Annotated in this window: 24 protein-coding genes; 8 read left to right on the top strand and 16 right to left on the bottom strand. The window is 64.3% G+C overall.

Going from position 1 to position 23209, the window contains the following annotated elements:
• The first annotated feature begins 59 nt into the window (after positions 1-59).
• Both LZ016_RS12345 and LZ016_RS12340 read left to right on the top strand, forming a co-directional pair.
• Positions 60-467 carry a GtrA family protein gene (locus LZ016_RS12345; RefSeq protein ID WP_241447764.1) on the top strand — a complete coding sequence of 136 codons (408 nt, stop codon included), beginning with the start codon at positions 60-62 and terminating at the stop codon, positions 465-467.
• A complete protein-coding gene (locus LZ016_RS12340) occupies positions 467-1195 on the top strand; it encodes a class I SAM-dependent methyltransferase (RefSeq protein ID WP_241448371.1) in 729 nt (242 codons plus the stop codon). The genes LZ016_RS12345 and LZ016_RS12340 overlap by 1 nt, the downstream gene beginning before the upstream one ends.
• On the opposite strand, the gene LZ016_RS12335 is transcribed toward LZ016_RS12340, so the two are convergent.
• The gene (locus LZ016_RS12335; protein WP_241447763.1) at positions 1096-2151 is read right to left on the bottom strand and encodes a glycosyltransferase family 2 protein; all 1056 of its coding nucleotides are present in this window, start codon (positions 2149-2151) and stop codon (positions 1096-1098) included. The genes LZ016_RS12340 and LZ016_RS12335 overlap by 100 nt on opposite strands.
• Positions 2151-3719 (bottom strand): hypothetical protein, encoded by a 1569-nt coding sequence (locus tag LZ016_RS12330; protein ID WP_241447762.1) that lies wholly within the window; start codon positions 3717-3719, stop codon positions 2151-2153. The genes LZ016_RS12335 and LZ016_RS12330 overlap by 1 nt, the downstream gene beginning before the upstream one ends.
• Positions 3720-3892: 173 nt before the next feature.
• On the opposite strand from LZ016_RS12330, the gene LZ016_RS12325 reads away from it, so the two are divergent.
• Positions 3893-4492 carry an EF-hand domain-containing protein gene (locus LZ016_RS12325; protein ID WP_241447761.1) on the top strand — a complete coding sequence of 200 codons (600 nt, stop codon included), beginning with the start codon at positions 3893-3895 and terminating at the stop codon, positions 4490-4492.
• A gap of 53 nt (positions 4493-4545) precedes the next feature.
• Here the strand turns inward: LZ016_RS12325 and LZ016_RS12320 are convergent, their stop codons facing one another.
• The 5 genes from LZ016_RS12320 to LZ016_RS12300 are packed head-to-tail and all read right to left on the bottom strand — an operon-like array spanning position 4546 to position 9099.
• Complete coding sequence (locus LZ016_RS12320) at positions 4546-5826, bottom strand: SAM-dependent methyltransferase (protein ID WP_241447760.1); 1281 nt, start codon at positions 5824-5826, stop codon at positions 4546-4548.
• Between the two features lie 57 nt (positions 5827-5883).
• Complete coding sequence (locus LZ016_RS12315) at positions 5884-6732, bottom strand: oxygenase MpaB family protein (protein ID WP_241447759.1); 849 nt, start codon at positions 6730-6732, stop codon at positions 5884-5886.
• 8 nt (positions 6733-6740) lie between these two features.
• A complete protein-coding gene (gene rlmN, locus LZ016_RS12310) occupies positions 6741-7925 on the bottom strand; it encodes a dual-specificity RNA methyltransferase RlmN (RefSeq protein WP_241447758.1) in 1185 nt (394 codons plus the stop codon).
• An 18-nt stretch (positions 7926-7943) separates the two neighbouring features.
• Positions 7944-8426, bottom strand: coding sequence for a hypothetical protein (locus tag LZ016_RS12305; protein WP_241447757.1), 483 nt, complete (start codon positions 8424-8426; stop codon positions 7944-7946).
• A gap of 19 nt (positions 8427-8445) precedes the next feature.
• Positions 8446-9099, bottom strand: coding sequence for a YggS family pyridoxal phosphate-dependent enzyme (locus LZ016_RS12300; protein WP_241447756.1), 654 nt, complete (start codon positions 9097-9099; stop codon positions 8446-8448).
• Positions 9100-9122: 23 nt separating this feature from the next.
• Between LZ016_RS12300 and LZ016_RS12295 the strand changes: the two genes are divergently transcribed.
• Entirely contained in the window at positions 9123-9683 is a 561-nt protein-coding gene (locus LZ016_RS12295) for a thiamine phosphate synthase (protein WP_241447755.1), read from the top strand.
• Here LZ016_RS12295 and LZ016_RS12290 read toward each other — a convergent pair.
• Complete coding sequence (locus LZ016_RS12290; RefSeq protein WP_241447754.1) at positions 9673-10380, bottom strand: porin; 708 nt, start codon at positions 10378-10380, stop codon at positions 9673-9675. The genes LZ016_RS12295 and LZ016_RS12290 overlap by 11 nt on opposite strands.
• A 185-nt stretch (positions 10381-10565) precedes the next feature.
• On the opposite strand from LZ016_RS12290, the gene LZ016_RS12285 reads away from it, so the two are divergent.
• From LZ016_RS12285 to holA, 4 genes are read left to right on the top strand one after another with little or no spacing between them, the layout of a single operon-like run.
• The gene (locus tag LZ016_RS12285) at positions 10566-11000 is read left to right on the top strand and encodes a DUF3576 domain-containing protein (RefSeq protein ID WP_241447753.1); all 435 of its coding nucleotides are present in this window, start codon (positions 10566-10568) and stop codon (positions 10998-11000) included.
• A gap of 15 nt (positions 11001-11015) precedes the next feature.
• Entirely contained in the window at positions 11016-13535 is a 2520-nt protein-coding gene (gene leuS / locus LZ016_RS12280; protein WP_241447752.1) for a leucine--tRNA ligase, read from the top strand.
• Entirely contained in the window at positions 13532-14032 is a 501-nt protein-coding gene (gene lptE, locus LZ016_RS12275) for an LPS assembly lipoprotein LptE (RefSeq protein ID WP_241447751.1), read from the top strand. Before leuS ends, lptE begins: the two co-directional genes overlap by 4 nt.
• Positions 14029-15045 (top strand): DNA polymerase III subunit delta, encoded by a 1017-nt coding sequence (gene holA / locus LZ016_RS12270; protein ID WP_241447750.1) that lies wholly within the window; start codon positions 14029-14031, stop codon positions 15043-15045. Before lptE ends, holA begins: the two co-directional genes overlap by 4 nt.
• Before the next feature lie 2 nt (positions 15046-15047).
• Here holA and LZ016_RS12265 read toward each other — a convergent pair whose 3' ends face one another.
• From LZ016_RS12265 to rho, 8 genes are all read right to left on the bottom strand, one after another.
• The gene (locus LZ016_RS12265; RefSeq protein ID WP_241447749.1) at positions 15048-15947 is read right to left on the bottom strand and encodes a ParB/RepB/Spo0J family partition protein; all 900 of its coding nucleotides are present in this window, start codon (positions 15945-15947) and stop codon (positions 15048-15050) included.
• The gene (locus LZ016_RS12260) at positions 15944-16726 is read right to left on the bottom strand and encodes a ParA family protein (RefSeq protein ID WP_241447748.1); all 783 of its coding nucleotides are present in this window, start codon (positions 16724-16726) and stop codon (positions 15944-15946) included. Before LZ016_RS12260 ends, LZ016_RS12265 begins: the two co-directional genes overlap by 4 nt.
• Positions 16723-17340 carry a 16S rRNA (guanine(527)-N(7))-methyltransferase RsmG gene (gene rsmG, locus LZ016_RS12255; protein ID WP_241447747.1) on the bottom strand — a complete coding sequence of 206 codons (618 nt, stop codon included), beginning with the start codon at positions 17338-17340 and terminating at the stop codon, positions 16723-16725. Before rsmG ends, LZ016_RS12260 begins: the two co-directional genes overlap by 4 nt.
• Entirely contained in the window at positions 17337-19013 is a 1677-nt protein-coding gene (gene mnmG, locus LZ016_RS12250) for a tRNA uridine-5-carboxymethylaminomethyl(34) synthesis enzyme MnmG (protein ID WP_241447746.1), read from the bottom strand. Before mnmG ends, rsmG begins: the two co-directional genes overlap by 4 nt.
• Before the next feature lie 72 nt (positions 19014-19085).
• Positions 19086-20366, bottom strand: a complete 1281-nt coding sequence (gene mnmE / locus LZ016_RS12245) for a tRNA uridine-5-carboxymethylaminomethyl(34) synthesis GTPase MnmE (RefSeq protein ID WP_366512921.1) — start codon at positions 20364-20366, stop codon at positions 19086-19088.
• A 26-nt stretch (positions 20367-20392) separates the two neighbouring features.
• The gene (locus tag LZ016_RS12240; RefSeq protein WP_241448369.1) at positions 20393-21112 is read right to left on the bottom strand and encodes a YjbE family putative metal transport protein; all 720 of its coding nucleotides are present in this window, start codon (positions 21110-21112) and stop codon (positions 20393-20395) included.
• A 68-nt stretch (positions 21113-21180) separates the two neighbouring features.
• Positions 21181-21846 carry a YjbE family putative metal transport protein gene (locus LZ016_RS12235; RefSeq protein ID WP_241447745.1) on the bottom strand — a complete coding sequence of 222 codons (666 nt, stop codon included), beginning with the start codon at positions 21844-21846 and terminating at the stop codon, positions 21181-21183.
• A 79-nt stretch (positions 21847-21925) separates the two neighbouring features.
• Positions 21926-23182, bottom strand: a complete 1257-nt coding sequence (gene rho, locus LZ016_RS12230) for a transcription termination factor Rho (protein WP_241447744.1) — start codon at positions 23180-23182, stop codon at positions 21926-21928.
• Positions 23183-23209: the final 27 nt, after the last annotated feature.

Below are 23209 nucleotides of genomic sequence, written 5' to 3'. Positions count from 1 at the left end.
CTTAAGGGGTTCCCTGCTGTAGCGGGGCACGGCTACAGAGCAAGTTAACCGCCTAAACAATGATCTCCACACTCGATCCTGACCGCCGCAGACTGCTTGGGCAGCTGGCGCGCTTCGCCGTTACCGGCGCATTCGTCACCGCGCTGGGCGTGGGCGTCTACGCGTTGGTGGCGCTGGTCCTCCGCTGGCATCCGCAGCTGGGCAACTTCCTCGCCTATGTCGTCGCTGTCGCCACCGGCTATTTCATGCACAGCCAGTGGAGCTTCCGCGGGCATGGCAGCGAGCGGACGCATGCGACGAAGGTGCGTTTCGCGGTCGTTTCCATCATCAGCTATCTGCTCAACAGCTTCTGGGTTTGGTTGCTGTTCAACCATCTCGATCTCGGACGCGCTGCGCCGATCGCACCCATGCTCTTCGTCACGCCACTGGTGACGTTCACGCTGAACCGGCAGTGGGTGTTTCGCTGATGGAACGCGTCGTCTACGATCAGATGGCCGCGCTCGACCAGCAGCACTGGTGGTACGTCGCTCGTCGTAAAGTTCTATCCGACCTGATCCGGCGCCGGGTGAAGCCGCCCGCGAATGCGCGAATCCTGGAGATCGGCTGCGGCACTGGGCACAACCTCGAGATGCTCGACGCGTTCGGTTCGGTGGATGCGCTTGAGGTCGACGAGACGGCGCGCGCGATAGCGGCGAAGCGGCTGGGGCACGAGGTCTTCTCATCGCCGTTGCCGGAGCTCGCCGGCATTCCGCAGGCGCATTACGACATGGTCGCAGCGTTCGACGTCGTAGAGCATATCCCCGACGACAAGGCGGCGCTCGACGGCATCGCGAAATTGCTCAAGCCGGGCGGCAAGCTGGTCGTCACTGTGCCTGCGCACCAATGGATGTGGTCCGCGCACGACGTCGTGAACCACCATCAACGTCGCTATTCGAAATCGGGACTCAAGCGCCTGATCGAAGCATCGCCGCTGAAACTGGAAGCCATCGGTTATTTCAACAGCCTGCTGTTCCCCGTCGCGGTGGCCGAGCGCCTCGCGTCGAAGCTGCGCGGCAAGGAGGACGCCGACTTGTCGCTTCCGTCGAAGCCTTTGAATCAGGCTTTGGAACGCGTCTTCGCCGCCGAGCGCGGCCTGGTCGGACGAGTTCCGCTTCCGCCAGGACTGTCGCTCTTCGCGATTGCGTCGGCGACGTAACCGAGCGGACGCACGCCCGTCCTCGCTTCACCTCCGGCGACTTCCTGCACGATGTAGAGCGGACGCCGCTTCGCCTCATTGTAGAGGCGGCCAATATATTCGCCCATCAGCGCGAGCACGAACATCTGCACCGCGCCCAGCAAGACCACGACGAGCATCAGTGACGTCCAGCCCTGGATGCTGCGGCCGGCGAGAAATGCGTAGGCGATGTAGGCCAGGATCAGCAGCGATCCGAACGACAGCGCAAGACCCGCATGGCTCGCTAGCTTCAACGGCGCAGACGAGAATCCGGTCAGCGCGTCGAAGGCGAAGCGCATCATCTTGCGCAGAGGATATTTGGTCTCGCCGGCGAAGCGCTGGTCGCGATCATAGGGGAATGGCACCTGGCGGAAGCCGATCCACGCCACCATGCCGCGTATGAAGCGGGACTGTTCCGGCATTGCGAGCAAAGCATTGAGGGCACGGCGGCTCATCAGGCGGAAGTCGCCCGTGTCCACGGGGATGTCGATCTCCGTCGCGCGCGAAAGCAGGCGATAGAAGCCGTGCGCGGTCGCGCGCTTGAACGCCGTCTCGCCGGCTCGGCTACGACGAACGCCATAGACCACGTCGGCATCCTGATCGTGCATGGCTGCGAGCATCGCGGGCAACAGCTCTGGCGGATCCTGGAGATCGGCATCAATGATGAGGATCGTCTCGCCGCCGCAGAGATCGAGACCCGCCGTCAGAGCAAGCTGGTGGCCGTGGTTCCGCGAGAGGTTCACGGCAACAACATGCGGGTCCATGTCCGCGAGGCCGCGCATCACCTGCCAGGTCGAATCCCGAGAGCCGTCATTGACCAGCACGAGCTCATAGTCGCTGCTTCCCGCAGACAGGGCAGCGGCGCTCAGCCTCCGGTGCAATTCGGGGAGGCAGGCTTCTTCGTTGAAGCAGGGAACGACGATGGAAAGTTCGGTCATCAGTGCAGACGATAGAGCATTGACCGCGAGCCTTTCCAGACCGGCGTCATCCCGCTCGTCAATTGCGGGTCGTAGGGCGACACGTCGATCAGCCACATGTAGTCGAACTTATCGCGCGGGAAGCCGGTAAGAGCATCGTCCACCCGCCAGTCGCCGCGCAAACGGTTGTTCACGATCCGCCATGCGCGCGGGATGCGGCAGTAGGTCGGGCGAACGATCTCGGACGGGTCCGACGAATAGGCGCCGGCGTCGTAGCGGACGCTCAGCAGGTTGCTGCCGACGATGTCCCACTGGTCGTTCGAGAAGCCCTGGCGGCGGACGATGACCATCGCGCCGAGATGGCTGTTGCGCGGCATCGACCACCAGTCGGCGCAACCCTGGCCGACGAACGTCGCCACCTTCGCGCCCATCGACACATGGTTCAGCGCCTGGAGCTTCTCACGCAGATCGTCGGCAGCCATCGCGTAGCTCGCCGTCGTGGTCGCGATCCGGGCCAGGTAGAAGATCAGGCCGACCACGGCGAGGACGGTCGCCGTGCGCCTGTGCGTGTCGGAGCGGAAACGGATCGCGAGCAGCGCCAATGCGAAGAGGTACGGCGCGAGCCGCATGTCGGCATAGGCCGACGCAAAGATGATGCGCGGCAACACCAGGAAGACGACAACGATCACGAGGGCCGAGAAGCCGAGGTTGCGGGAAAGGCCGAAGCGCGGGTTCCCGAACGCCAGCATGATCACGACGAACGTGATCACCATGGAGGCGAAGTCCCAGAGCTTCCAGCGGTCGCGGAAGATGGTCTCGATCCAGTGCAGCTTCGCTCCCCAGTTGAACCAGTCCGCCGTCAGCCCCGCGGGCGCGCTGCTGCGCCATGCGGCCATGAATACCAGCGGAAGTGCCAGGCACGAGGCGTGCAGCGCGGCATGCACGCCGGCGCGGAACCAGCCCCGTCCATTGTCGTGCTGCCGTACGGCTTCCGCCGAAAAGCACATGAGACCGAGCATCCCCCAGCCGAACGTATGGGCGAAGAAGATGAGGATGGAGATCGGCACGAATAGCGCTGCGCGAAGTCGAGTCTTGCCCAACCGCCCCAGCCGCAGCCAGAGGCCGAAAGCGAGGAACGCCAGCGCCATCGCCAGCGCGAAGTTCACGAAGCCGAAGTTGAAGGGATGGCTGTACGCCAGCGGCAGAGCGAATAGCGCCGTCGGCGGCAAGCGATTGTGCACCTCCCGCGCGACCCAAAGGAATCCCGCAACCGTCATTGCCGGGATCGAGATGATGATCAGCTTCACCGCAGGCTCGAGCCCCACGATCGGGGCGAGCAGCTGCACCAAGGCATCGACGCCGAGGTTACCGACCAGGAGCCAGCGATAGTCGTAATATTGCGAAAGCCACGGCGACGTCTGGATGTCGAGCTGGACCCGGTACCGACCCATGTGGCCAAGCAGATCCACCAGCGGCGGCACCGGGGGATAGAGCAATGGCACGACCGACAGCAGTATGAGAAAGGCGACGAACGGTCGCGTCTCCCACCACGGGCGCGGCCCGGGCGGGCGCGGGGGCGCAGCGCTCATCGGTTGCATGATTTATCCCGCCGCATTGGCTTCGTGCTCTGACCCCCGGCGAGCTCCCAGCCTGCTCGCTTAGCTGAAGCGCGGCCCCTTGCCACCGGATAAGCGCAGCATTCAAGCACGGTACAGCTATAGCAAGTTAACAATCTCCGGGATTTGCCCATGGAGACAGTAGGATGAAGATGCTTTTGATTGGCGGAGCGGTGCTGGTCGTCTCCGTAGCCGCCTACGCACAGGTCGCGCCTGCCCCGACGCCGCAAGCGCCTCGTGCGCCTTTCGCACAGAAAGTTCAGACGCGGGCTGAAGCGCAGGCCAAGGTCGCCGAATACTTTGCGCGGATGGACACCAATCGCGATGGATTCGTGACCAAGGCCGAGGCGGATGCCGCGTCGGAGGCTTTCCGCTCCAAGTGGGCCGAACGTCGCGATGAACGCGGCGGCGACCGCACGTTCGAGAAGCTCGACACCAACAAGGACGGCGCCGTTAGCCGCGGTGAGTGGGATGCTGGACAGGCGCAGCGCGAGCAGCGCATCGCCGACCGTGGCGACCGCGGGTCGAAAAAGGCCGGCTTCCATCACGGCGGCATGGGCGGCTTTGGCGGCCACATGTTCGAGATGGCCGACGCCAACCACGACGGTCGCGTGAGCTTGCAGGAGGCGCAGGCTGCGGCGCTTCAGCATTTCGACATGGTCGACGCCAATCATGACGGCCAGATCACGCCGGAAGAGCGGATGCAGATGCACCAACGAATGAGGAGCGCGCCCCGCCAGGGCTGAGCCCTCCCAACTCGGTGAAACAAAGGCCCGGCGCCGGTGCGTCGGGCCTTTTCTTATTTGGCGGGTTCGGCCGCCTTGGCGGCACGCGTCTTCCGCACAGCGGCTTTTTTGGCCGGCTGAGGTCCGAACTCCCGGTACCGCGCCTCCGCCTCTGCCATGTAGTCGCGCGTGATGGGCACTGCGTTCCGGTCGCGAATGTACTGCACCTGGTAATTGCAGGCGGCGCCGCTCTCGAACATCACGATTCCGCCGGCGAGATAGAATTCCCACATGCGGAAGAAGCGCTCGTCGTAGAGCTTGAGGACCTTTTCGCGGGCGTCGGTGAACCGGCGCAGCCACTCGCGCAAGGTGTACGCGTAATGGAGACGAAGCGTCTCCACGTCGCCGACGATCATCTTCACCTTCTCGGTCGCGGAGCACATCTGCGACAGGCTGGGCAGATGGTAGCCCGGGAAGATCCACTTGTCGGTGAACGGGTCCGGCTGGCCGGCGCCGCCGAGCTTGCCGATCGTGTGCAGCAGCATGACACCGTCATCGGTCAGAAGCTCCCGGCACTTGGCGTAAAACTCCTCGTAATGAGCAGCACCGACATGCTCGAACATGCCGACCGACACGATGCGGTCGAAACGGCCGTCGAGATGGCGGTAGTCGATTAGCTCGAACCGAACGCGATCTGAGACTCCCGCTTCCTTCGCGCGGCGGCGGGCGACCTTCAGCTGCTCCTCGGATAAAGTGATCCCGAGCACCTCCACGTCGGCGACGCGGTTCAGGTAGAGCGCCATCCCGCCCCAGCCGCAGCCGATATCGAGCACCTTCTGGCCCGGCTTCAGGAAGAGCTTGGCCGCGATGTGAGCCTTCTTGTCTTCCTGCGCCTGCTCGAGCGTGTTGGTGATATCGGTGAAGTAGGCGCAGCTGTACTGAAGGTCGCGATCGAGGAAGAGTTCGTAAAGCTGATTGCCGATGTCGTAGTGATGCGCGACGTTGTGCCTCGACTTGCGCGGGTCGTTCCGGCGAAAGAAGCGCTTCAGCCACTTGGACTTGCCCTTGCCGAGCGCCTTGCGTTTGCCCTGCTCCCAGGGCTTCGCACCGACGATCAGCTCGAGAAGGTCGAGGATGGTGCCGTTTTCGACGGTGATCCGGCCGTTCATGTAAAGCTCGCCCATGCGCAGGCGCGGATTTCGGAACAGTTCGAGGCCAACGCGCTTGTCGTGGAAACGGACCGTCACGTGCTTGCCGCCGCCGGGCCCGTAGGTTTGACGGCTTCCGTCCGGCTGCACGAGAGTGATGCTGCCGACAGGCAGGATTTGATCGATGAACCGGCCGATCAGCGACATTCCGAAACTCCGTTGCAACCTGCGAACGAATTGCCACGACGCGCGGCCGCCCGCAAATCAATGAGAAGCGCGATACCGTTCGCCGGCGAATGCCCAGCGGATCGTGCTCGCCAGACCGTAGGTTGCGCCGCGAACGACGGGCGTGAGCAATGGTTTGTCGAGACCGTGCATCTCGCGCGCGAACGGCGGCATCAAGTCGACTGCGGCGTTGAACAGGAGTCGCTGGACGGGCGCTTCGCCGAGCGAGGACGGCGGCGCGTTCAACACGAGATCGCGAAATGCTCGGGATCGGTCGTCCGCGCGAAGCTCGAAACAGAACTCCGAGATCAGCTTCTCCGCCTCCGCCCGCGTGCGCGGCACGGGATCGGCGTCGAGCATCCGCGCGATTTCGCCGCTCTCGGTGAAATAGGTGTCCTGGTCGGCACGCGTCATGCGCGGTTCGGCGTAGCGCCGCCATCCGTCGAGGAAGTTGATTGCTCCGGCGACATGCACCCAAGCCAGCAAGCACGGGTCGGTCGCGCGATACGGGGTACCTTCCGGCAGCGCTCCGCTCACGTGCTCGTGGATGGCCTTTACCTTATCGATCGCCGTCTGCGCAGCATCGCGATGACCGTAAGTGGTTACGGCAATGAAGCGCGCCGTACGGCGGAGCCGTCCGAGCTGGTCCTCAGCAACGTCGCTGTGATCCCAGACCCCGCCTAGGGCTTTCGGGTGCAGCATCTGCGTCAGGAGAGCGGCAATGCCGCCGACCATCATCGACGTGACGTCACCATGCACGCGCCGAATGACGGAGCCGCGCGGGAAGAAGGCCTCATCCGATGCGGGGACCGGCTTCTCACCCTTCGACTGATCGTTGAACGTCGACCGAACCTGCCTCACCAACGCACGACGAACGGGCGAGAACATGGTCGAGGCTAAGCCGCCTCCGCGTCCCGTTGCGAGCGGCGCTTGCGCTCGGCAGCGGTCTTCAGCTGTCCGCAAGCGGCATCGATGTCGCGGCCGCGCGGCGTGCGCACCGGGGCAGAGATGCCCGATTCGAACACAATGTTGCTGAACGACCTGATGCGCTCGTCGGTCGAACATTCGTACGGCGCACCGCCCCAAGGATTGAAGGGGATCAGGTTCACCTTCGCCGGCAGCTTGTAATGACGGATCAGCCGCACGAGCTCGCGCGCATCCTCGTCGCTGTCGTTCTTGTCCTTCAGCATCACATATTCGAACGTGATTCGGCGAGCATTGTTCGCGCCCGGATAAGCCGCGCAGGCCTCGAGAAGCTGCTCGATGCCGTACTTGCGGTTGAGCGGCACGATCTCATCGCGGATTTCCTTTGTCACCGCGTGCAGCGACACGGCGAGATTGACGCCAATCTCTTCGCCCGCGCGCTCCATCATCGGCACGACGCCCGAGGTCGAAAGCGTAATGCGCCGCTTCGATAGGCCGAGCCCGTCGCCGTCCATGACGATCTTCAACGCGTCGCGGACATTCTCGAAATTGTAGAGCGGCTCGCCCATGCCCATCATCACGATGTTCGTGAGCATGCGGCCTTCGGGCTGGCTCGGCCATTCGCCGAGCGCGTCCCGGGCCAGCATCACCTGCCCGACGATCTCCGACGACTCGAGGTTGCGCACCAGCGCCATCGTGCCGGTGTGGCAGAAGTGGCAGTTGAGCGTGCAGCCGACCTGGCTCGACACGCACAAGGTTCCGCGGTCCGCGTCCGGGATGAAGACCATCTCGAAATCGTGACCATCGTGGGTCCTGAGCAGCCACTTGCGCGTGCCGTCCGACGAGACCTGGGCCTCGACGACTTCCGGCCGCGTGATCGCGAATCGGTCGGTGAACCACCCGCGCTGCACCTTGGCGATATCGCTCATCGCGGCGAAGTCGCTGACCCCGCGATTGTAGATCCAGGGCCAGACCTGCTTCGCGCGAAGCTTGGCCTGCTTCGGCTCCAGCCCTGCCTCCTCGAAGGCGGCGCGAATCTTGTCCTTGGAGAGCCCGACCAGTTCGACCTTGCCGTCGGCGCGCGGTGGCACGGCCCGTGGCACAGGCACAGGATCGATGGCGCCGGGAATCGGCATCAGGTTGGTGTCGGCACTCATGGCAGGCGGCCTATGTAGTTAAGGTCGCGCGATTTTGCCAGCGCAGCGAGCCGCGGCGGCGTCGATGGCCGTCGGAGCGCCGTCGAGCAGGAAGCGGTCGATGAAACGTCGACCGCCCTCGTCGCGCGACTCGATGCGCATCCCGCCGCCGGCGCGCGCCGCACTGCTGATGGCCGCATCCTGCGCGGGACTGCGGCTCCATGCCCAGCCGCCCCCGGTCACGAGCATGAAGGGTTGATCGCGGACAGTCAGGATCGCGGTAGAGCCGCTACGCGGGACGCGGCTCAACTGGGCAAAGAACTGCCCGCGCCTCGGACCAGTGGCATCGAAGGCGAATCCCGCGCGAGCCTGTATCTTCCCCTTCTCGGCAATTCGGATCGCGCGCGTCCCTGCCTCGCAGCTGCTGCCGCGATCAAGCGCGGCCCAAGCCCCGCCGGCGTAGACGATGTCCGCTGCGCTCGCAGGCGCAGCGATCAGCAACAGGGCGGCTATCCAGCGCACCGCAACAGCCTAGCCGCGCTCAATCCTCGAACAAGGCCGTTCCGATTCGGACGGCCGTGGCGCCGAGCATGACGGCGGCGCGGAAGTCCCCCGACATGCCCATGCTTAGGCCTTCGACACCATTCTCCCGCGCAAGCTTGGCGAGGAGCGCGAAGTAGGGCGACGGCTCCACGCCCAGCGGCGGAATGGCCATCAAGCCGAGTAGCGGCAAAGGCGAAGAGCGAACTGCGGTGACCAGCGAGGCGACTTCGGCGATCGCGCATCCACCTTTCTGTTCTTCCTCGCCGATGTTGACCTGAACGTAGACCGACGGAGAGCGGCCGGCCTTCTCAGCTTCCTTCGCCAGGGCGCTCAACAAGGAGAGGCGGTCGACCGAGTGAATCACATCGAACAGCTTCACCGCCTCGGCCGCCTTGTTCGACTGAAGCTGGCCGATGCAGTGCAGGCGTATGTCGGGATTGCGCGCGAGGATCTCCGGCCATTTTGCCAACGCTTCCTGGACCCGGCTCTCGCCGAAGTCGCGCTGTCCCGCCGCAACGAGCTCTTCGATCTCCTCCGCCGGCCGAGTCTTGCTGACCGCGATGAGCTGAACGCCGGCAGCCTCCCTATGCGCGATCTTTGCAGCGGCGGCGATCTGGCCGGAGATTTCCTGAAGGCGCTCGGCAGCAGTCATCGGCCGCGGCTATAGGAAGCACCATGACCTCCCGCCAGAGATCTTGGCCGCGCCAATGGTTGATGACCGATGAGCGCATGGGCGAGCGCCTGTGGGAAGCCATCGATCGGCTGCCCATCAAGCATTCAGGGGTCGTCTTTCGCCACTATCAATCGCCACCCGAGGTCCGCGCCACGCTGGCCGGCCGAGTTGCCGAGATCTGCCGTCGGAGGAGCCTGACGCTAGCGATTGCCGGGGACGCGGAGCTGGCGCGCACCTTGAGTGCGGACCTCGTCCATAATCCGCCTGAGCTTTCGATCGGCATGCCATTTTCCCGGTCAGTCCACTCCCTTGTGGAAGCCGAGGCGGCGAGATCAGAGGGCGCGGCGCTAGTATTCGTCTCGCCGGTTTACCCGACAAGCTCGCACCCCGGCCACAAAGCGCTCTATCGCCCAGCCGCCCTCAAGATCGCGAAGGCGGCCGGTGCTCCGGCAATCGCGCTAGGCGGAATGGACGCGCTGAAATCCGCGCGCCTGCAGCGCGAAGGTTTCTACGGCTGGGCGGGAATCGACGCGTGGCTCGACGCGAAGACGCTTAGAACTTGAAGGCAGTGCCTACGTAGACGGCCTGGCTGTCCCGGCGGGTATCGCTGACCACCGCGGCCCGGTCGCGCTCGACGTTGTAACGGACGCCGCCAGTCAGAGCGATGTTGCGGGTCACGTTGTACGCGCCGCCGACATCGAGCGAATAATTCTCGCGATCCCTAAGAGCCGGGATGCGGTCGTTGTCGCGCTCCGCCCCCACCGCAACGCGGCCGGTGAACTTGTTGAGCGAGTAGCTGACGCCGACGACCGCGCTTTCCTTGTTGCCGACGGCGGGATCGCGCGACTCGGTCTTGGCGACGTCGCCCGAAACGGCGAACTGGCGCCAGCCGACGGCAACACCCAGGTTGTAAGTTGCCGGCGTAAGCGCCGTGAGCGGCGAAGCGGAGCTGGCGTCGACCACGCGCGAGCGCAGCGGCGCGTCGGGCCGTGCACGGATCGCGACGCGAACCTGCGACGGCCGGCTCTTCGCGGCAGCAGGCGTAAACTTGAAGTCCGTCAACGACATACCCTTGCTGGCGAACGAAGCCGCAAGCTTGGGGTCGGCGCCTGCCGGAGTGAATGTCGAGAGAGGATCGAAGCTGACGGCGATTGCCGGAGCTTTCTTGGCCGGCGCTGCAACCGCGGGAGACAGCAAGAGGCCCACCGCGGACACCGCGGCGAGCAGCTTAGCGCTCCTTGACCGGTTGAGACTCAGCACCAACGACTCCCTGTTGCGAGTCCGATATAGTCACAGGAAGCTGAAGGTTCCATGACGGGAATCGATTCCGTCTCGAATTGTTGCAGCGCAAACACAGAATCCCCCCGTTTTGGGACGCTTGCGGCTCCTTCCGCAGTATCTATAACGCCCCCTTCGACCTTGCCACCGTCTCAAGAGGATTCCCGATGTCCCGCCTGAAAATAGCCGCCGCTGCGCTTTTGGTCATCGCGGTGGCCACCCCAGGCTGCTCGCGCAACCGCGAAGTGCCGACCCAGCTCGCTCCGTCGCGCATGACCGCGATCGGGGTGAATGCCTACCTTTGGCGCGCGGCACTCGACACCATTTCGTTCGCCCCGCTTCTCCAGGCGGATGCCAACACGGGCGTGATCATCACCGACTGGTATGCCGCGCCGAACTCGCCGGGCGAGCGGGTCAAGCTGACCGTCACGATCCTCGACCAGGATCTTCGGGCCGATGCACTTCGTGTCGCAGCTTCGCGGCAGGTCCAGCAGAACGGAGTTTGGGTGGAAGCTCCGGTGTCGGCCGCGACCGTGCAGAAGCTGGAGGACATCATCCTCACCCGTGCCCGCGACATCCGCCGCACGACCGTCAGCGGATAAGGTAGGGGCCCGACTATGACCGGCCGCTTCGATCCGGCCGTTGCGGACGTCCGCTGGCAGGCACGGTGGGACGAGCAGCAGTGCTTTGCCGCCGACACGTCCAGCGCGAAGCCCAAGACCTACGTGCTCGAGATGTTCCCCTATCCATCGGGGCGCATCCACATGGGCCATGTTCGCAACTACACGATGGGCGACGTGCTGGCCCGCTACCGCCGGATGCAGGGACGCGAGGTCCTTCACCCGATGGGCTGGGACGCGTTCGGAATGCCCGCGGAAAATGCGGCCATGGAGCGCGGCGTTCATCCCGGCGAGTGGACCCGGCAGAACATCGCTACCATGCGCGCCCAGCTGAAGCGCCTGGGCTTCGCCCTGGACTGGAGCCGTGAGCTCGCGACCTGCGAGCCCGACTATTACGGCCATGAGCAGGCGCTCTTCCTCGACCTGTTCGACGCGGGCCTCGTCTATCGCAAGGAAAGCGAGGTCAATTGGGACCCCGTCGACTGCACCGTGCTTGCCAACGAGCAGGTGATCGACGGCAGGGGATGGCGCTCCGGCGCGCCCGTCGAACGGCGTCGCCTCTCCCAATGGTTCCTGAAGATCACCGACTTCGCAGAGGACCTGCTTCAGGGCCTCGGTGAGCTCGAGAACTGGCCCGACAAGGTCAAGCTGATGCAGGAGAACTGGATCGGCAAGAGCCGCGGCCTGCAGTTCCGATTCCGCCTTGCCGAAGCCATCGAGGGCACCGACCAGGTCGAGGTTTTCACGACGCGCCCGGACACGATCTTCGGCGCCAGCTTCGTCGCAATTGCGCCGACGCATCCGATCGCCGAAGCGCTCGCCGCACGCGATCCCAAGGTGGCCGAGTTCATCGCCGACTGCCGGCGCGGAGGAACCAGCGCGGCCGAAATCGAAACCGCGGAGAAGAAGGGCTTCGACACGGGCCTGAAGGCCGTGCACCCCTTGGATCCGGACTGGCGCCTGCCCGTCTACATCGCGAACTTCGTGCTGATGGAATACGGGACCGGCGCCATCTTCGGCGTGCCAGGCCACGACCAGCGCGACTACGAGTTCGCGACGAAGTACAAGCTGCCGATCAAGCGCGTCGTCGCGGCGAGCGCGGAAGAGGCGGGCCAGCCGATCGTCGGCGAGGCCGAACCTATGGATGGCATCGCGGTCAACTCCAGCTTCCTCAACGGCCTCACCACCGAGCAGGCGACCGCCGAGGTCATCCGGCGGGCAGAGACCGGCGGATGGGGCAAGGGAACGACGACCTACCGCCTGCGCGATTGGGGAGTATCGCGCCAGCGCTACTGGGGCACGCCCATCCCGATCATCCATTGCGAGTCCTGCGGCGCAGTCCCTGTGCCTCGCGACCAGCTTCCGGTCGTGCTGCCGGAGGACGTCGCTTTCGATCAGCCTGGCAACCCTCTCGATCGCCACGAAGGCTGGCGGAAGGTCAGCTGCCCCTCCTGCGGCGGTACCGCGCTCAGGGAAACCGACACGCTCGACACGTTCGTGGATTCGAGCTGGTATTTCATCCGCTTCGCCAGCGAGCCCGAGGACCGCCCTTACGATCGTAGCGAGGTCGAGCAATGGCTTCCCGTCGATCAATACATCGGCGGCGTAGAGCATGCGATTCTGCACCTGCTCTACGCCCGCTTCTGGACCCGCGCGCTGAATCGCATCGGTCGGCTCGGCATGAGCGAGCCGTTCAAGGGTCTCTTCACGCAGGGCATGGTGACGCACGAAACCTATCGTGCAGGCGACGGCAGCTGGCTGAGCCCCGACGAGGTCAAGCGCGACGGCGACGACTGGATTCACATCGAAAGCGGCAAGGCGGTGACGCCGGGCCGTGTCGAGAAAATGTCCAAGTCCAAGCGCAATACGATCGACCCCGAGCCGATCGTTGCTCGCTACGGCGCCGACGCCGTACGCTGGTTCATGTTGTCCGACAGTCCGCCCGAGCGCGACCTAGAATGGTCTGAAGGCGGAATCGAGGGCGCATCCCGCTTCGTCCAGCGCGTGTGGCGGTTGGCCTCGACGGACCAGGCCGCCGAAGGCGTCGACGAAGCGCTCAGCCGCAAGGTGCACCGCACCGTCGCGGCGGTCGGCGAAGCGCTCGAAGGGCTACAGTTCAACAAGGCCGTCGCGCAGCTCTATGAGCTCACCAGCGCGATCGAAAAGTCCAAGCCGTCGAAGACACGGTCGGAAGCGATTCGTACGCTGGTCAAGCTTACAGGGCCTGCGGCACCGCACCTGGCGGAGGAAGCTTGGGTCGCGCTGGGCGAGCAGGGTATGGTCGTGGACGCGGCATGGCCGGCGTTCGACCCGTCGATGCTTGTCGACGATCAAGTCACGCTCGCGGTCCAGATCAACGGCAAGCTACGCGACACGCTGAATGCCCCTCGTGGTCTCGACCGTGCCGCTGCCGAAGCGCTCGCGCTCGGGTCTGAAAAGGTGCAGCGTCAGCTGGGCGGCAATGCGCCGCGCAAGGTGATCGTCGTGCCCGACCGGCTGGTGAACATCGTCGCATGAAGCAGGCGCTCGCCTTCGCAGCGGCCGCGCTTTTCCTCTCCGGCTGTCAGCTGCAACCGCTTTATGCGGGTGGTTCGGGCGGGACGGTCGCAACCACCTTGTCGGAAATCACGGTGGCGCCGATCGAGGGCCAGGTCGGCTGGCTGGTCTACAACAATCTCAAGGAGCGAATGGCGACGGGCGAAGCTTCGACGGCTCGCTACCGTCTCGACGTGACTCTCGACGACAGCATCATCGGCCTCGGGATCCGCGGCGACCGTGCCGTGACGCGCGAGCGCAGGACTCTGCGTGCGCGGTACCAGCTGGTCGAGCTAAGCACCGGCCAGGTCGTGCTCGACGCGACCGCTGGCTCGGACGCGGGTATCGACGTCGTCAGCTCACAATATGCCACCGTTGCCGCCGAGCAGACTGCGGCCGAGCGGCTTTCCGAAGTCGTCTCAGACCAGATCATTTCGCGCCTCGGCCTTTTTGCGACGCGAACGCAGCAGGCCCGGTGAAGTCCGCGAAGGGCAGCATCGGCCGCTCGGTCGACGAGCCCGATCCCAGGATCCGCTTCTATCTCTTTCACGGCGACGATGAGGCGCAGTCGAGTGCCTTGGGTGAGCGGCTTGTCTCCGCGCTGAAGGCCTCCAAGCAGTCCGTTGCCCCAGGCGTACTGCGCGGCGATCCCGCTCTGCTGGCCGACGAAGCGGGTGCCATCGACATGTTCGGGGGCGCGAAGGTTATCTGGGTGCAGCCCGCAACCGAGGACGTCGTTCCTGCAGTCGAGGCCCTGCTCGAGGCGGCCGCAGCGGAAAGTCCGGTCGTCGCCATCGCCGGCAAGTTGTCGAAGAGTTCGGCGCTTATGAAGCTGGCCGACGCTCATCCGCTGGCTCTGTCTCAAATCTCCTATGAGCTGGACGCCCGCGATGCCGAACGCCTTGTTGTCGAGATGGCTCGGACGGAAGGCCTTCGTCCGCAGCAGGGTGTCGCTGCGCGAATTGCGCAAAGTTGCGCAAATGATCGCAGAATGATGGCCGCGGAGCTTTCGAAGCTCGCACTGTATCTCAATGCTTCGCCGGAAGTGCCGAAGGACTTGGACGCACAGGCTCTCGACGCTGTGGGAGCGGACATGGGCGGCGATTTTTCGGAGATTGGCGATCTCGCGCTTTCCGGCGACGTCCGCGGCCTTTCTAACGAACTGGCTCGGCTTCAAACGAGCGGCAACCACGCGATCCCCGTGCTCCGGTCGCTCCAGCGAAGACTTTTGATGCTCGCTCCGCTGAGAACGCGAGTGGACGCCGGCGAGAGCCCTCAAGCCGTCATGACGTCATTAGGCAAGGCTTTGTTCTGGAAGCAAAAACCCTTGGTCGAGAAGTTGTTGGGAATGTGGGATTCAACTGGTCTGGCACGAGTTTCCGAACGAGCCGGGGCTCTTGAGCGAAGCCTCATGCGAGGCGACGCTCCCCCAGAAGGCGAAGCGCTAGGCGAAGAGCTCCTAACGATCGCGCGTCAGGCTCGACGCCGCTGAAGCTAAATGGGCTCGCCGCTGAGCCGCTGGCAAATCATGTCGAGCTGGTCGAGGCTGCTGTAATTTAGTGTGACCGTGCCCTTCGACCCATTGTGCGCCACCTGGACGCGCAGGCCGAGCATGTCGCCGAGCTGACGTTCCAGCGCGAGCAGATCTGCATCGATCGGCATCTTCGCGCTCGAACCAGTCGCGCGAACGACGCCGGTGCTGGCACCGGGCTTTCCCTTGCGGGCTCGCGCTTCGGCCTGACGGACTGAAAGGCCCTTGGCGACGATTTCCCTCGTCAGTTCGTCCGGGTCGGGAGCGGTAGCAACGGCCCTCGCGTGACCCATACTGATATCGCCTCGCAAGAGCGATTGGCGGACGAACTCAGGAAGATCCAACAACCTCAAGAGGTTGGCTACGTGGCTGCGCGACTTGTGGACCAGCTTGGCAACACCGTCTTGGGTATGATGATGCTTTTCTATGAGCTGGCGATAGCCCTCGGCCTCTTCGATAGCGTTCAGGTCCTCGCGCTGGATGTTCTCGATCAGCGCGATCTCGGCCGTCGTCGCATCGTCGATCTCTCGCACGATCGCGGGAATGGTATGCAGCCTCGCCCGCTGCGCTGCGCGCCAGCGCCGTTCGCCCGCTACGATTTCAAATCCTTCGCCATGCGGGCGAAGCAAAATCGGCTGCAGCACACCGCGCTGCGTAATGGAGTCGGCTAGCTCGTCGATCGCCTCCTCCGTGAACTGGACACGCGGCTGGTCCGGATTCGGGCGAATGCGTCCGATTTCAATTTCGCGAACTCCCCCCGGCCGCGGAGCCGGACCATCTTGGCCGGCGACCGGAACAGCCGCCTCGCCGAGCAAGGCCTGCAATCCACGCCCGAGGCCGGAGTTGGGCTTGTTCGCGCTCATGCGGCAACCGCCTCGCGCGGCAGACGGGCCATCAGCTCACGTGCGAGGCGGACGTATGCCTCCGAGCCTGAACAGCGGAGATCATAGATGAGCGCCGGAAGCCCGTGGCTTGGAGCCTCGGACAGGCGCACATTGCGCGGCACGACCGTCTCGAAGACAGCCCGCCCGAGGCATGCTCGAACGTCGTCTGCGACCTGTTGAGAGAGCTTGTTCCTGCGGTCGAACATCGTCAGCGCCACGCCCAGGATCTGCAGATCCGGATTGAAACCCAGGCGAATTCGCTCAACCGTTTGCAACAGCTGACTCAAACCCTCCAAGGCAAAGAACTCGCACTGCAGAGGAACAAGCAGATGCTTAGCCGCAACCAGCGCGTTGACCGTGAGGAGGCCAAGCGAGGGCGGGCAGTCAATCAGACAAATGTCCCACCGCCCTGACCCCACAGAATCGAGGGCGCGCTCGAGGCGGCGAGCGCGATCCGTCAAGGAAACGAGCTCAACTTCAGCACCGGAGAGGTCCATCGTGGCCGGGAGCAGTTCCAGCCGAGGCACGCGGGTCTGCACGACGCTATCCCCGAGCGACGCATTGCCGATCAGCACGTCGTAGCTGGTATGCTCGCGCCCAGCGTGCCCCACGCCCAAGCCGGTGGATGCGTTGCCCTGTGGATCCAGGTCGACCAGCAGCACCTTCCAGCCGATCGCCGCCAGCGCCGTAGCCAAGTTGATTGCCGTGGTGGTTTTGCCGACCCCACCCTTCTGGTTCGCGATCGCTACCCTCATCATCGCGTCTTTTCCCTCACCCCGGTGCCGACGATGATGAACGAATCAACGTCGGTAACGCTCTGTTCCACGTGAAACACACCTTGCCACGCCCGTTGCGCCTCGGCCAGTTCCGCAAGCGCCCCCCGCCCCTTCGGAAGCGCCCACACGGTTTTTCTTGTGGACAGATGTTGGGAAAGTTGCAGCATTTTGCTCATATTGGCGACGGCGCGGGCGGTGATGACATCGAACTTGCCCTCGACTCGCTCCACTTTCGTGGGCTTCACCTCCACACGACCGGCGATGCCAAGCGCTTCAATGGTGTGCTGAAGGAAGTCCGCGCGGAGACGGCGCGGCTCGATCAGGGTGATCGGCCCTTCCGTTAGAAGTGCGAGCACGACCCCGGGCAGGCCGGCTCCGGAACCCACGTCTGCCCATGATGCGCCGGCAAAGGGCTCAAACCGTGCGAGCTGCGCGGAGTCGAGGATGTGGCGTTCCCAGAGGGTGTCGAGCGTCGAAAGAGCGATCAGGTTCTGCTCCGCGGCACCTTCACGGAGAAGGTTCGCATAAGCCTTCAGTCGCTCGAATGTTTCACGTGAAACATCGCGGCCGGCGGCGGCCGAGAGGCGCTCGATCATGCGGCCCGGCGAGATGCGGCGACGTACAGCGCCGAAAGGGCGGCGGGACTCACCCCTCTTATGCGGGATGCTTGGTCCAGCGTCTCCGGACGCGCTGCCTCCAGACGCTCAGCCATCTCCGTCGAGATTCCTGGGACAGAAGCGAAATCGAGCGCCGGTGGGATCGCGACGCGCGTGTCACGCTGGACGGCGGCCCACTCCCGCTCTTGGCGCTCAACGTATGGGGCATAAAGCGCGTCCGCTTGCCCTTCCCCGGTGCTCGACCAATCCTGGCTGGAGCGTCGCTCGAAGTGCTCTGTTATCGCCATATGCCTGAGTTCAGACACGCAGCCCGCTTCAAGCACCGCCGCCCCCAAACGCGTTGTCGCGTTGTCCGCGCGAAGGGCGAGCCGATACTCAGCCCGCGCGGTCATCATGCGATAGGGCTCGCTGACGCCCTGCAAGGTGAGGTCGTCGATCATCACCCCGATGTAGCTTGTGCGGCGGTCGAAGGTGACGGGCTCCAAGTCGCGAGCGTGGGCCGCGGCGTTCAATCCGGCGGCCAGGCCCTGCGCAGCCGCCTCTTCATAGCCAGTGGTCCCGTTGATCTGGCCCGCCAGAAACAGACCCTCGAGGTCGCGAGCCTCTAGTGTCCATCTCAAGCGGCGTGGATCGACGAACTCATACTCCACAGCGTAGCCCGGCCGTACGATCTCGACGCGCTCCAGTCCTTCTACGCTCCGAACGAAGTCGAGCTGCACGTCCGCCGGCAACGACGTGGATATGCCATTGGGATAGACGAGATGGTCGTCCAGGCCCTCGGGCTCCAGGAAGATCTGATGGCCGTCCCGATCGGCGAAGCGCCTGACCTTATCCTCGATTGACGGGCAATAACGCGGCCCCCTGCCCTCGATCGCACCCGCAAACAGCGGCGACCGATCGAAGTTGGAGCTAATGATCTCGTGCGTCCGGGCATTCGTCCGTCCAACGGCGCAGGCGAGCTGTGGGATGCGGCACCCATCATCGAGGGCGGACATCGTCCAAGCATCTTGATCGCTGGGCTGCGGCTCCAGCTTTGACCAATCGATGGTGCGACCGTCGAGACGTGGCGGTGTACCCGTCTTTAGCCGCCCCTGCGCCAGGCCAATCTCCCGGACCTGCTGACCAAGTGCGACGGAAGCCTGCTCGCCTCGGCGACCGCCCTCGCGGATCTCCTCACCGACGAAGATGCGCGCATCAAGGAATGTGCCGGTCGCGATGACAAGCGCACGGCAATCGAGGGTGCCGCCGCTGGTCTCAAGGCCGGTAAGGCGCCCGCCATCAGTGCGCATCGAGGTGGCCTCCGCCACGATGATCTCGACGCCGCTCTCCGCCATCAGCTGTGCCATGGCGGCGCGGTAGAGCTTGCGGTCGGCTTGGAACCGCGGTCCTTGGACCGCAGGCCCCTTGCTCCGATTGAGCATGCGCCGATGGATCACCGCGCGATCAGCGGCGCGAGCCATCAGGCCGTCGAAAACGTCCAGCTCGCGCACGAGGTGCCCCTTACCCACTCCGCCGATGGACGGATTGCACGACATCTGCCCGATGTCCTCAGATCGGAAAGTGACCAGCCCCACGCGCGCACCGCGGCGAGCCGCGGCGGCCGCAGCTTCGCACCCGGCATGGCCGGCACCGATCACGAGAACGTCGAACATCGGCAGGCGCTTAGTTGATTTCGGCTGCGCTGGAAATCGTCTGAGACGACTCGCGATGTTTCACGTGAAACATCACTTACCCAAGCAGAAGCGGCCGAAGAGCGCGTCCAGGACGTCTTCCACTCCGGCACGTCCAGTGAGGCGGTCGAACGCGCTTCGAGCTGCGCGCAGTTGTTCGGCAACTAGCACGAAGTCATCAACCGTCTGAACCGCTGCAACAGCATCTCGGGCTTCGGCGAGATGGCGAGCCTGGCGGCGATTGAGTGCGACGGCGTCTTCGGCCGGCAAAACAGACCGCGCGAGCTCCGCAGTTTGCTCAAGCAATGTGCCAAGACCCAGGCCGGTCTTCGCTGAGACAGCCAGCGTATCAGGCGGTCCAGCGGTCCGCCCAGACTGGTCGGCTCGCGGATGCAAACGGATGAGGCGTCGATGCACCGGCGCCTGATCGGGCTCACCCAACCAGAGCAATACATCCGCGGCCTGGACCAGCACCTGCGACCGCTCAACACCGATGCGCTCGACAGGCTCTTCCGTCTCCCTCAAACCCGCGGTGTCCGTCAGTAGGACCGGTACTCCGCCCAGGGAGAGCGGAACTTCGATGTGATCGCGCGTCGTGCCCGGGATATCGGTGACGATTGCCCGCTCCTGTCCGGCGATCGCATTGATAAGACTGGATTTTCCGGCATTCGGTGGGCCCGCGACCACGACGCGTACGCCATCCTTCAGGGGCTCGACCCGAGGGCGCTCAAGCCAAGCGGACAAGTCGGCCGCTAGAGCCGCGCAATCGCTGATCAGCGCCGGGTCGATACCGACATCGTCCTCGTCGGCATAATCGATGGCTGCCTCGGAGCGTGCAGAGAGCTGGAGCAACCGCTCCTGCCACTGTTCGACCTGTCGCCTGAGGCCGCCTTCCGCCAGTGTGAGCGCCGCCTTTCGCTGAGACTCGGTCTCGGCTTCGATGAGGTCGGCCAGGCCTTCCGCCTCGGTGAGATCGATGCGGCCATTCTCGAAAGCGCGCCGCGTGAATTCTCCCGGTCGGGCCCCGCGCAGGCCAGCGATCTGCTCCAGCGCTCCGAGTATAGCATCAACGACTGCCCTACCCCCGTGACACTGAACCTCGACCACGTCCTCGCCAGTCGAGCTTGCAGGCCCATCGAACCGCAGCACGAGCGCATCATCGAGGATGCCGCCATCCTCTCCCCTGAGCGTGCGCAGGGCAGCTTGCCGAGCTGCAGGCAGTGATCCGGCGAGCTGCAGCCCCGCCGCATGGGCCAGCGGCCCGCTGACGCGGATGACGCTCACCGCCGCCGGCGGGCGGCCGCTCGAAAGGGCGAAGATTGTGTCGATGCTCACACGCCGCGCTTAGCGCAGCTGGGAGCTCAGGCGAACAGCCTGCCCAGCCCGACCTCGGGATGCACCCATCCGTCGTAGATCATCTTCGCGGCCACGTAGAGGATCACTAGCAGGCCGACATAACCGATCCAGCGGTAGCGCTCGATGTAGCGGGCAATGAGATTGGCCGCGACGCCCATCAGGATGACCGCGAAGACCAAGCCCACAATCAGGATGCCGGGATGGTCACGAGCGGCGCCAGCGACCGCCAGCACGTTGTCCAGGCTCATGGAAACGTCGGCCACGGCGACGGCCCAGACCGCAGAGCCGAAGCTCCGCGCCGGCCTCAGCCCGGAATGCTCGTCTCCGACGATTTCATCGGAGCCAGCGGATTCGCCGTGGTGGCGAAGCTCACGCCACATCTTCCAGGCGACCCATAGCAGAAGCAGTCCGCCTACAAGGATTAGTCCAATAATTTGAAGCAGTTGGGTGACAATCAGCGCGAAAATTATGCGCAGCACGAGAGCCGCAAGCACGCCGATGAGGATGACCTTCCGCCGTTGGTCCGCGGTCAGGCCCGCCGCTAGCGCACCAACGACGATCGCATTGTCGCCGGCGAGCACCAGGTCGATCATCAGAACCTGCAGGAACGCTGCAAATGCGGTCGGCTCGGTGATGTTCGAGAAGTCGTTGACGATCGCGCCCCAGATATTGGCGGGCGCGCCGTAGTGAGCGGCTACCGCCGCAAGCGTCGTCTGCAAGAGTATGAGCAATTCGTCCCCCTCGGGCGGCGCCAGTTACCTGGCCCAAGTGCGAGCCGCGGAATTTGTTCCGCTTAGATGAAGCCGAGAACGTTTCTCAAGCCAAGGACGTGCTCACCGCCGACCCAGCCGTCGTAGATCATGTTGCACGCGACGTAGAGAATGACGGCGAGGCCGATGTAATTGATCCAGTGATAACGCTGGATCAGGCGCGCGACGTAATTCGCCGCAAAGCCCATGAAGAGCACCGAGAAGGTCAGGCCGACGACGAGGAGCGCAGGATTCTCGCGCGCGATCGAGGCCACGAGGAGCACGTTGTCGAGGCTCATGCTGAGGTCGGCGATCGTGATCTGGATCGCGGCCTGCAGGAACGTCTTGGACCGCGTAGGGCCTTCGACTTCCGCAGTGTCCGGATCGTCCGCGATCACGGCCTCGCGCGGATGCAGCTCCGTCCACATGTTGTAGGCGACCCAGAGCAGCAGCAGACCGCCCGCGAAGACCAGGCCCGTGATCTTCAACAGCTGCGTCGCGAGCACGGCGAAGATGATCAGGAAAGCCAGCGCCATCCCGACGCCCAGCATCAGGACGCGCCTGCGATCCCTTTCCGGAAGGCCGGATGCGAGCGAGCCCATGATGACGACATTGTCGCCGGCCATGGTGAGGTCGCCGACGATGATCTGGCCGAGCTTGGCCAGTCCGCCGGCGGTCGCAATGCTGGAGAAGCTGAACCCGCTGAGCATGGAAGAACCGAGAACGCTCCTTGGCACCATTCGAGCCACGCACCGACACGCGTGAAGCGCGTCGGTGTGCCGGCTCAGCTTACTGGTTCATCGAGGCGAAGAAGTCCTCGTTGGACTTGGCGTCCTTCATCTTGTCGAGGAGGAACTGCATCGCGTCGACCGTGCCCATCTGCATGAGGATGCGGCGCAGGACCCACATCTTCGACAGCACGCCCTGATCGACCAGCAGCTCTTCCTTGCGGGTGCCGGACTTGCCGACGTCCAGCGACGGGAAGATGCGCTTGTCGGCAACCTTCCGGTCGAGGACGATTTCGCTGTTGCCGGTGCCCTTGAACTCTTCGAAGATGACTTCGTCCATCTTCGATCCGGTATCGATCAGCGCGGTAGCGATGATGGACAGCGATCCACCTTCCTCGATGTTGCGCGCGGCGCCGAAGAACCGCTTCGGCCGCTGCAGCGCATTGGCGTCGACGCCGCCGGTCAGCACCTTGCCGGAGCTCGGAACGACCGTGTTGTAGGCGCGGCCGAGGCGGGTGATGGAGTCGAGAAGGATGACGACATCCTTCTTGTGCTCGACGAGGCGCTTGGCCTTTTCGATGACCATCTCCGCGACCTGGACGTGGCGGGACGCGGGCTCGTCGAACGTCGAGCTGACAACTTCGCCCTGCACCGAGCGCTGCATGTCGGTCACTTCCTCGGGCCGCTCGTCGATGAGCAGCACGATCAGGAAGACCTCCGGATGATTGGCGGTGATCGACCGGGCGATATTCTGCAGAAGAACCGTCTTGCCGGTCCGCGGAGGAGCGACGATGAGCGCGCGCTGGCCCTTGCCGAGCGGTGCGACGATGTCGATCACGCGCGCCGATTTGTCCTTGATTGTCGGATCCTTGGGGTCGAGCTCGAGCTTGGAATCCGGATAGAGCGGCGTGAGGTTGTCGAAATTGACGCGGTGGCGGACCGCCTCGGGATCGTCGTAATTGATCTGGCTGACCTTGGTGAGTGCGAAGTAGCGCTCGCCTTCCTTGGGAGCGCGAATCTCGCCCTCGACCGTGTCGCCGGTGCGCAGGCCGAAGCGGCGAACCACGCTCGGCGCGACATAGATGTCGTCAGGGCCGGCAAGATAATTGGCCTCGGGCGAGCGCAGGAAGCCGAAGCCGTCGTTGAGGACTTCGATCGTTCCGGAGCCGTTGATTTCGGCGCCGGTCTCAGCGTGGACCTTGAGGATGGAGAACATGAGGTCCTGCTTGCGCAGGGTGGATGCCCCCTCGACGCCGAGCTCCTCGGCCATGGTGACGAGTTCAGCGGGGGTCTGTTTCTTGAGATCTTTGAGATGCATTTGGCATGTCGCTTCGGACGAAGGTGA

This window comes from Sphingomonas telluris (assembly GCF_022568775.1).
Classification (GTDB): domain Bacteria; phylum Pseudomonadota; class Alphaproteobacteria; order Sphingomonadales; family Sphingomonadaceae; genus Sphingomicrobium; species Sphingomicrobium telluris.
The sequence above is the reverse complement of the archived record's forward strand: the minus strand, read 5'-3'. Positions and strand labels throughout refer to the sequence as shown.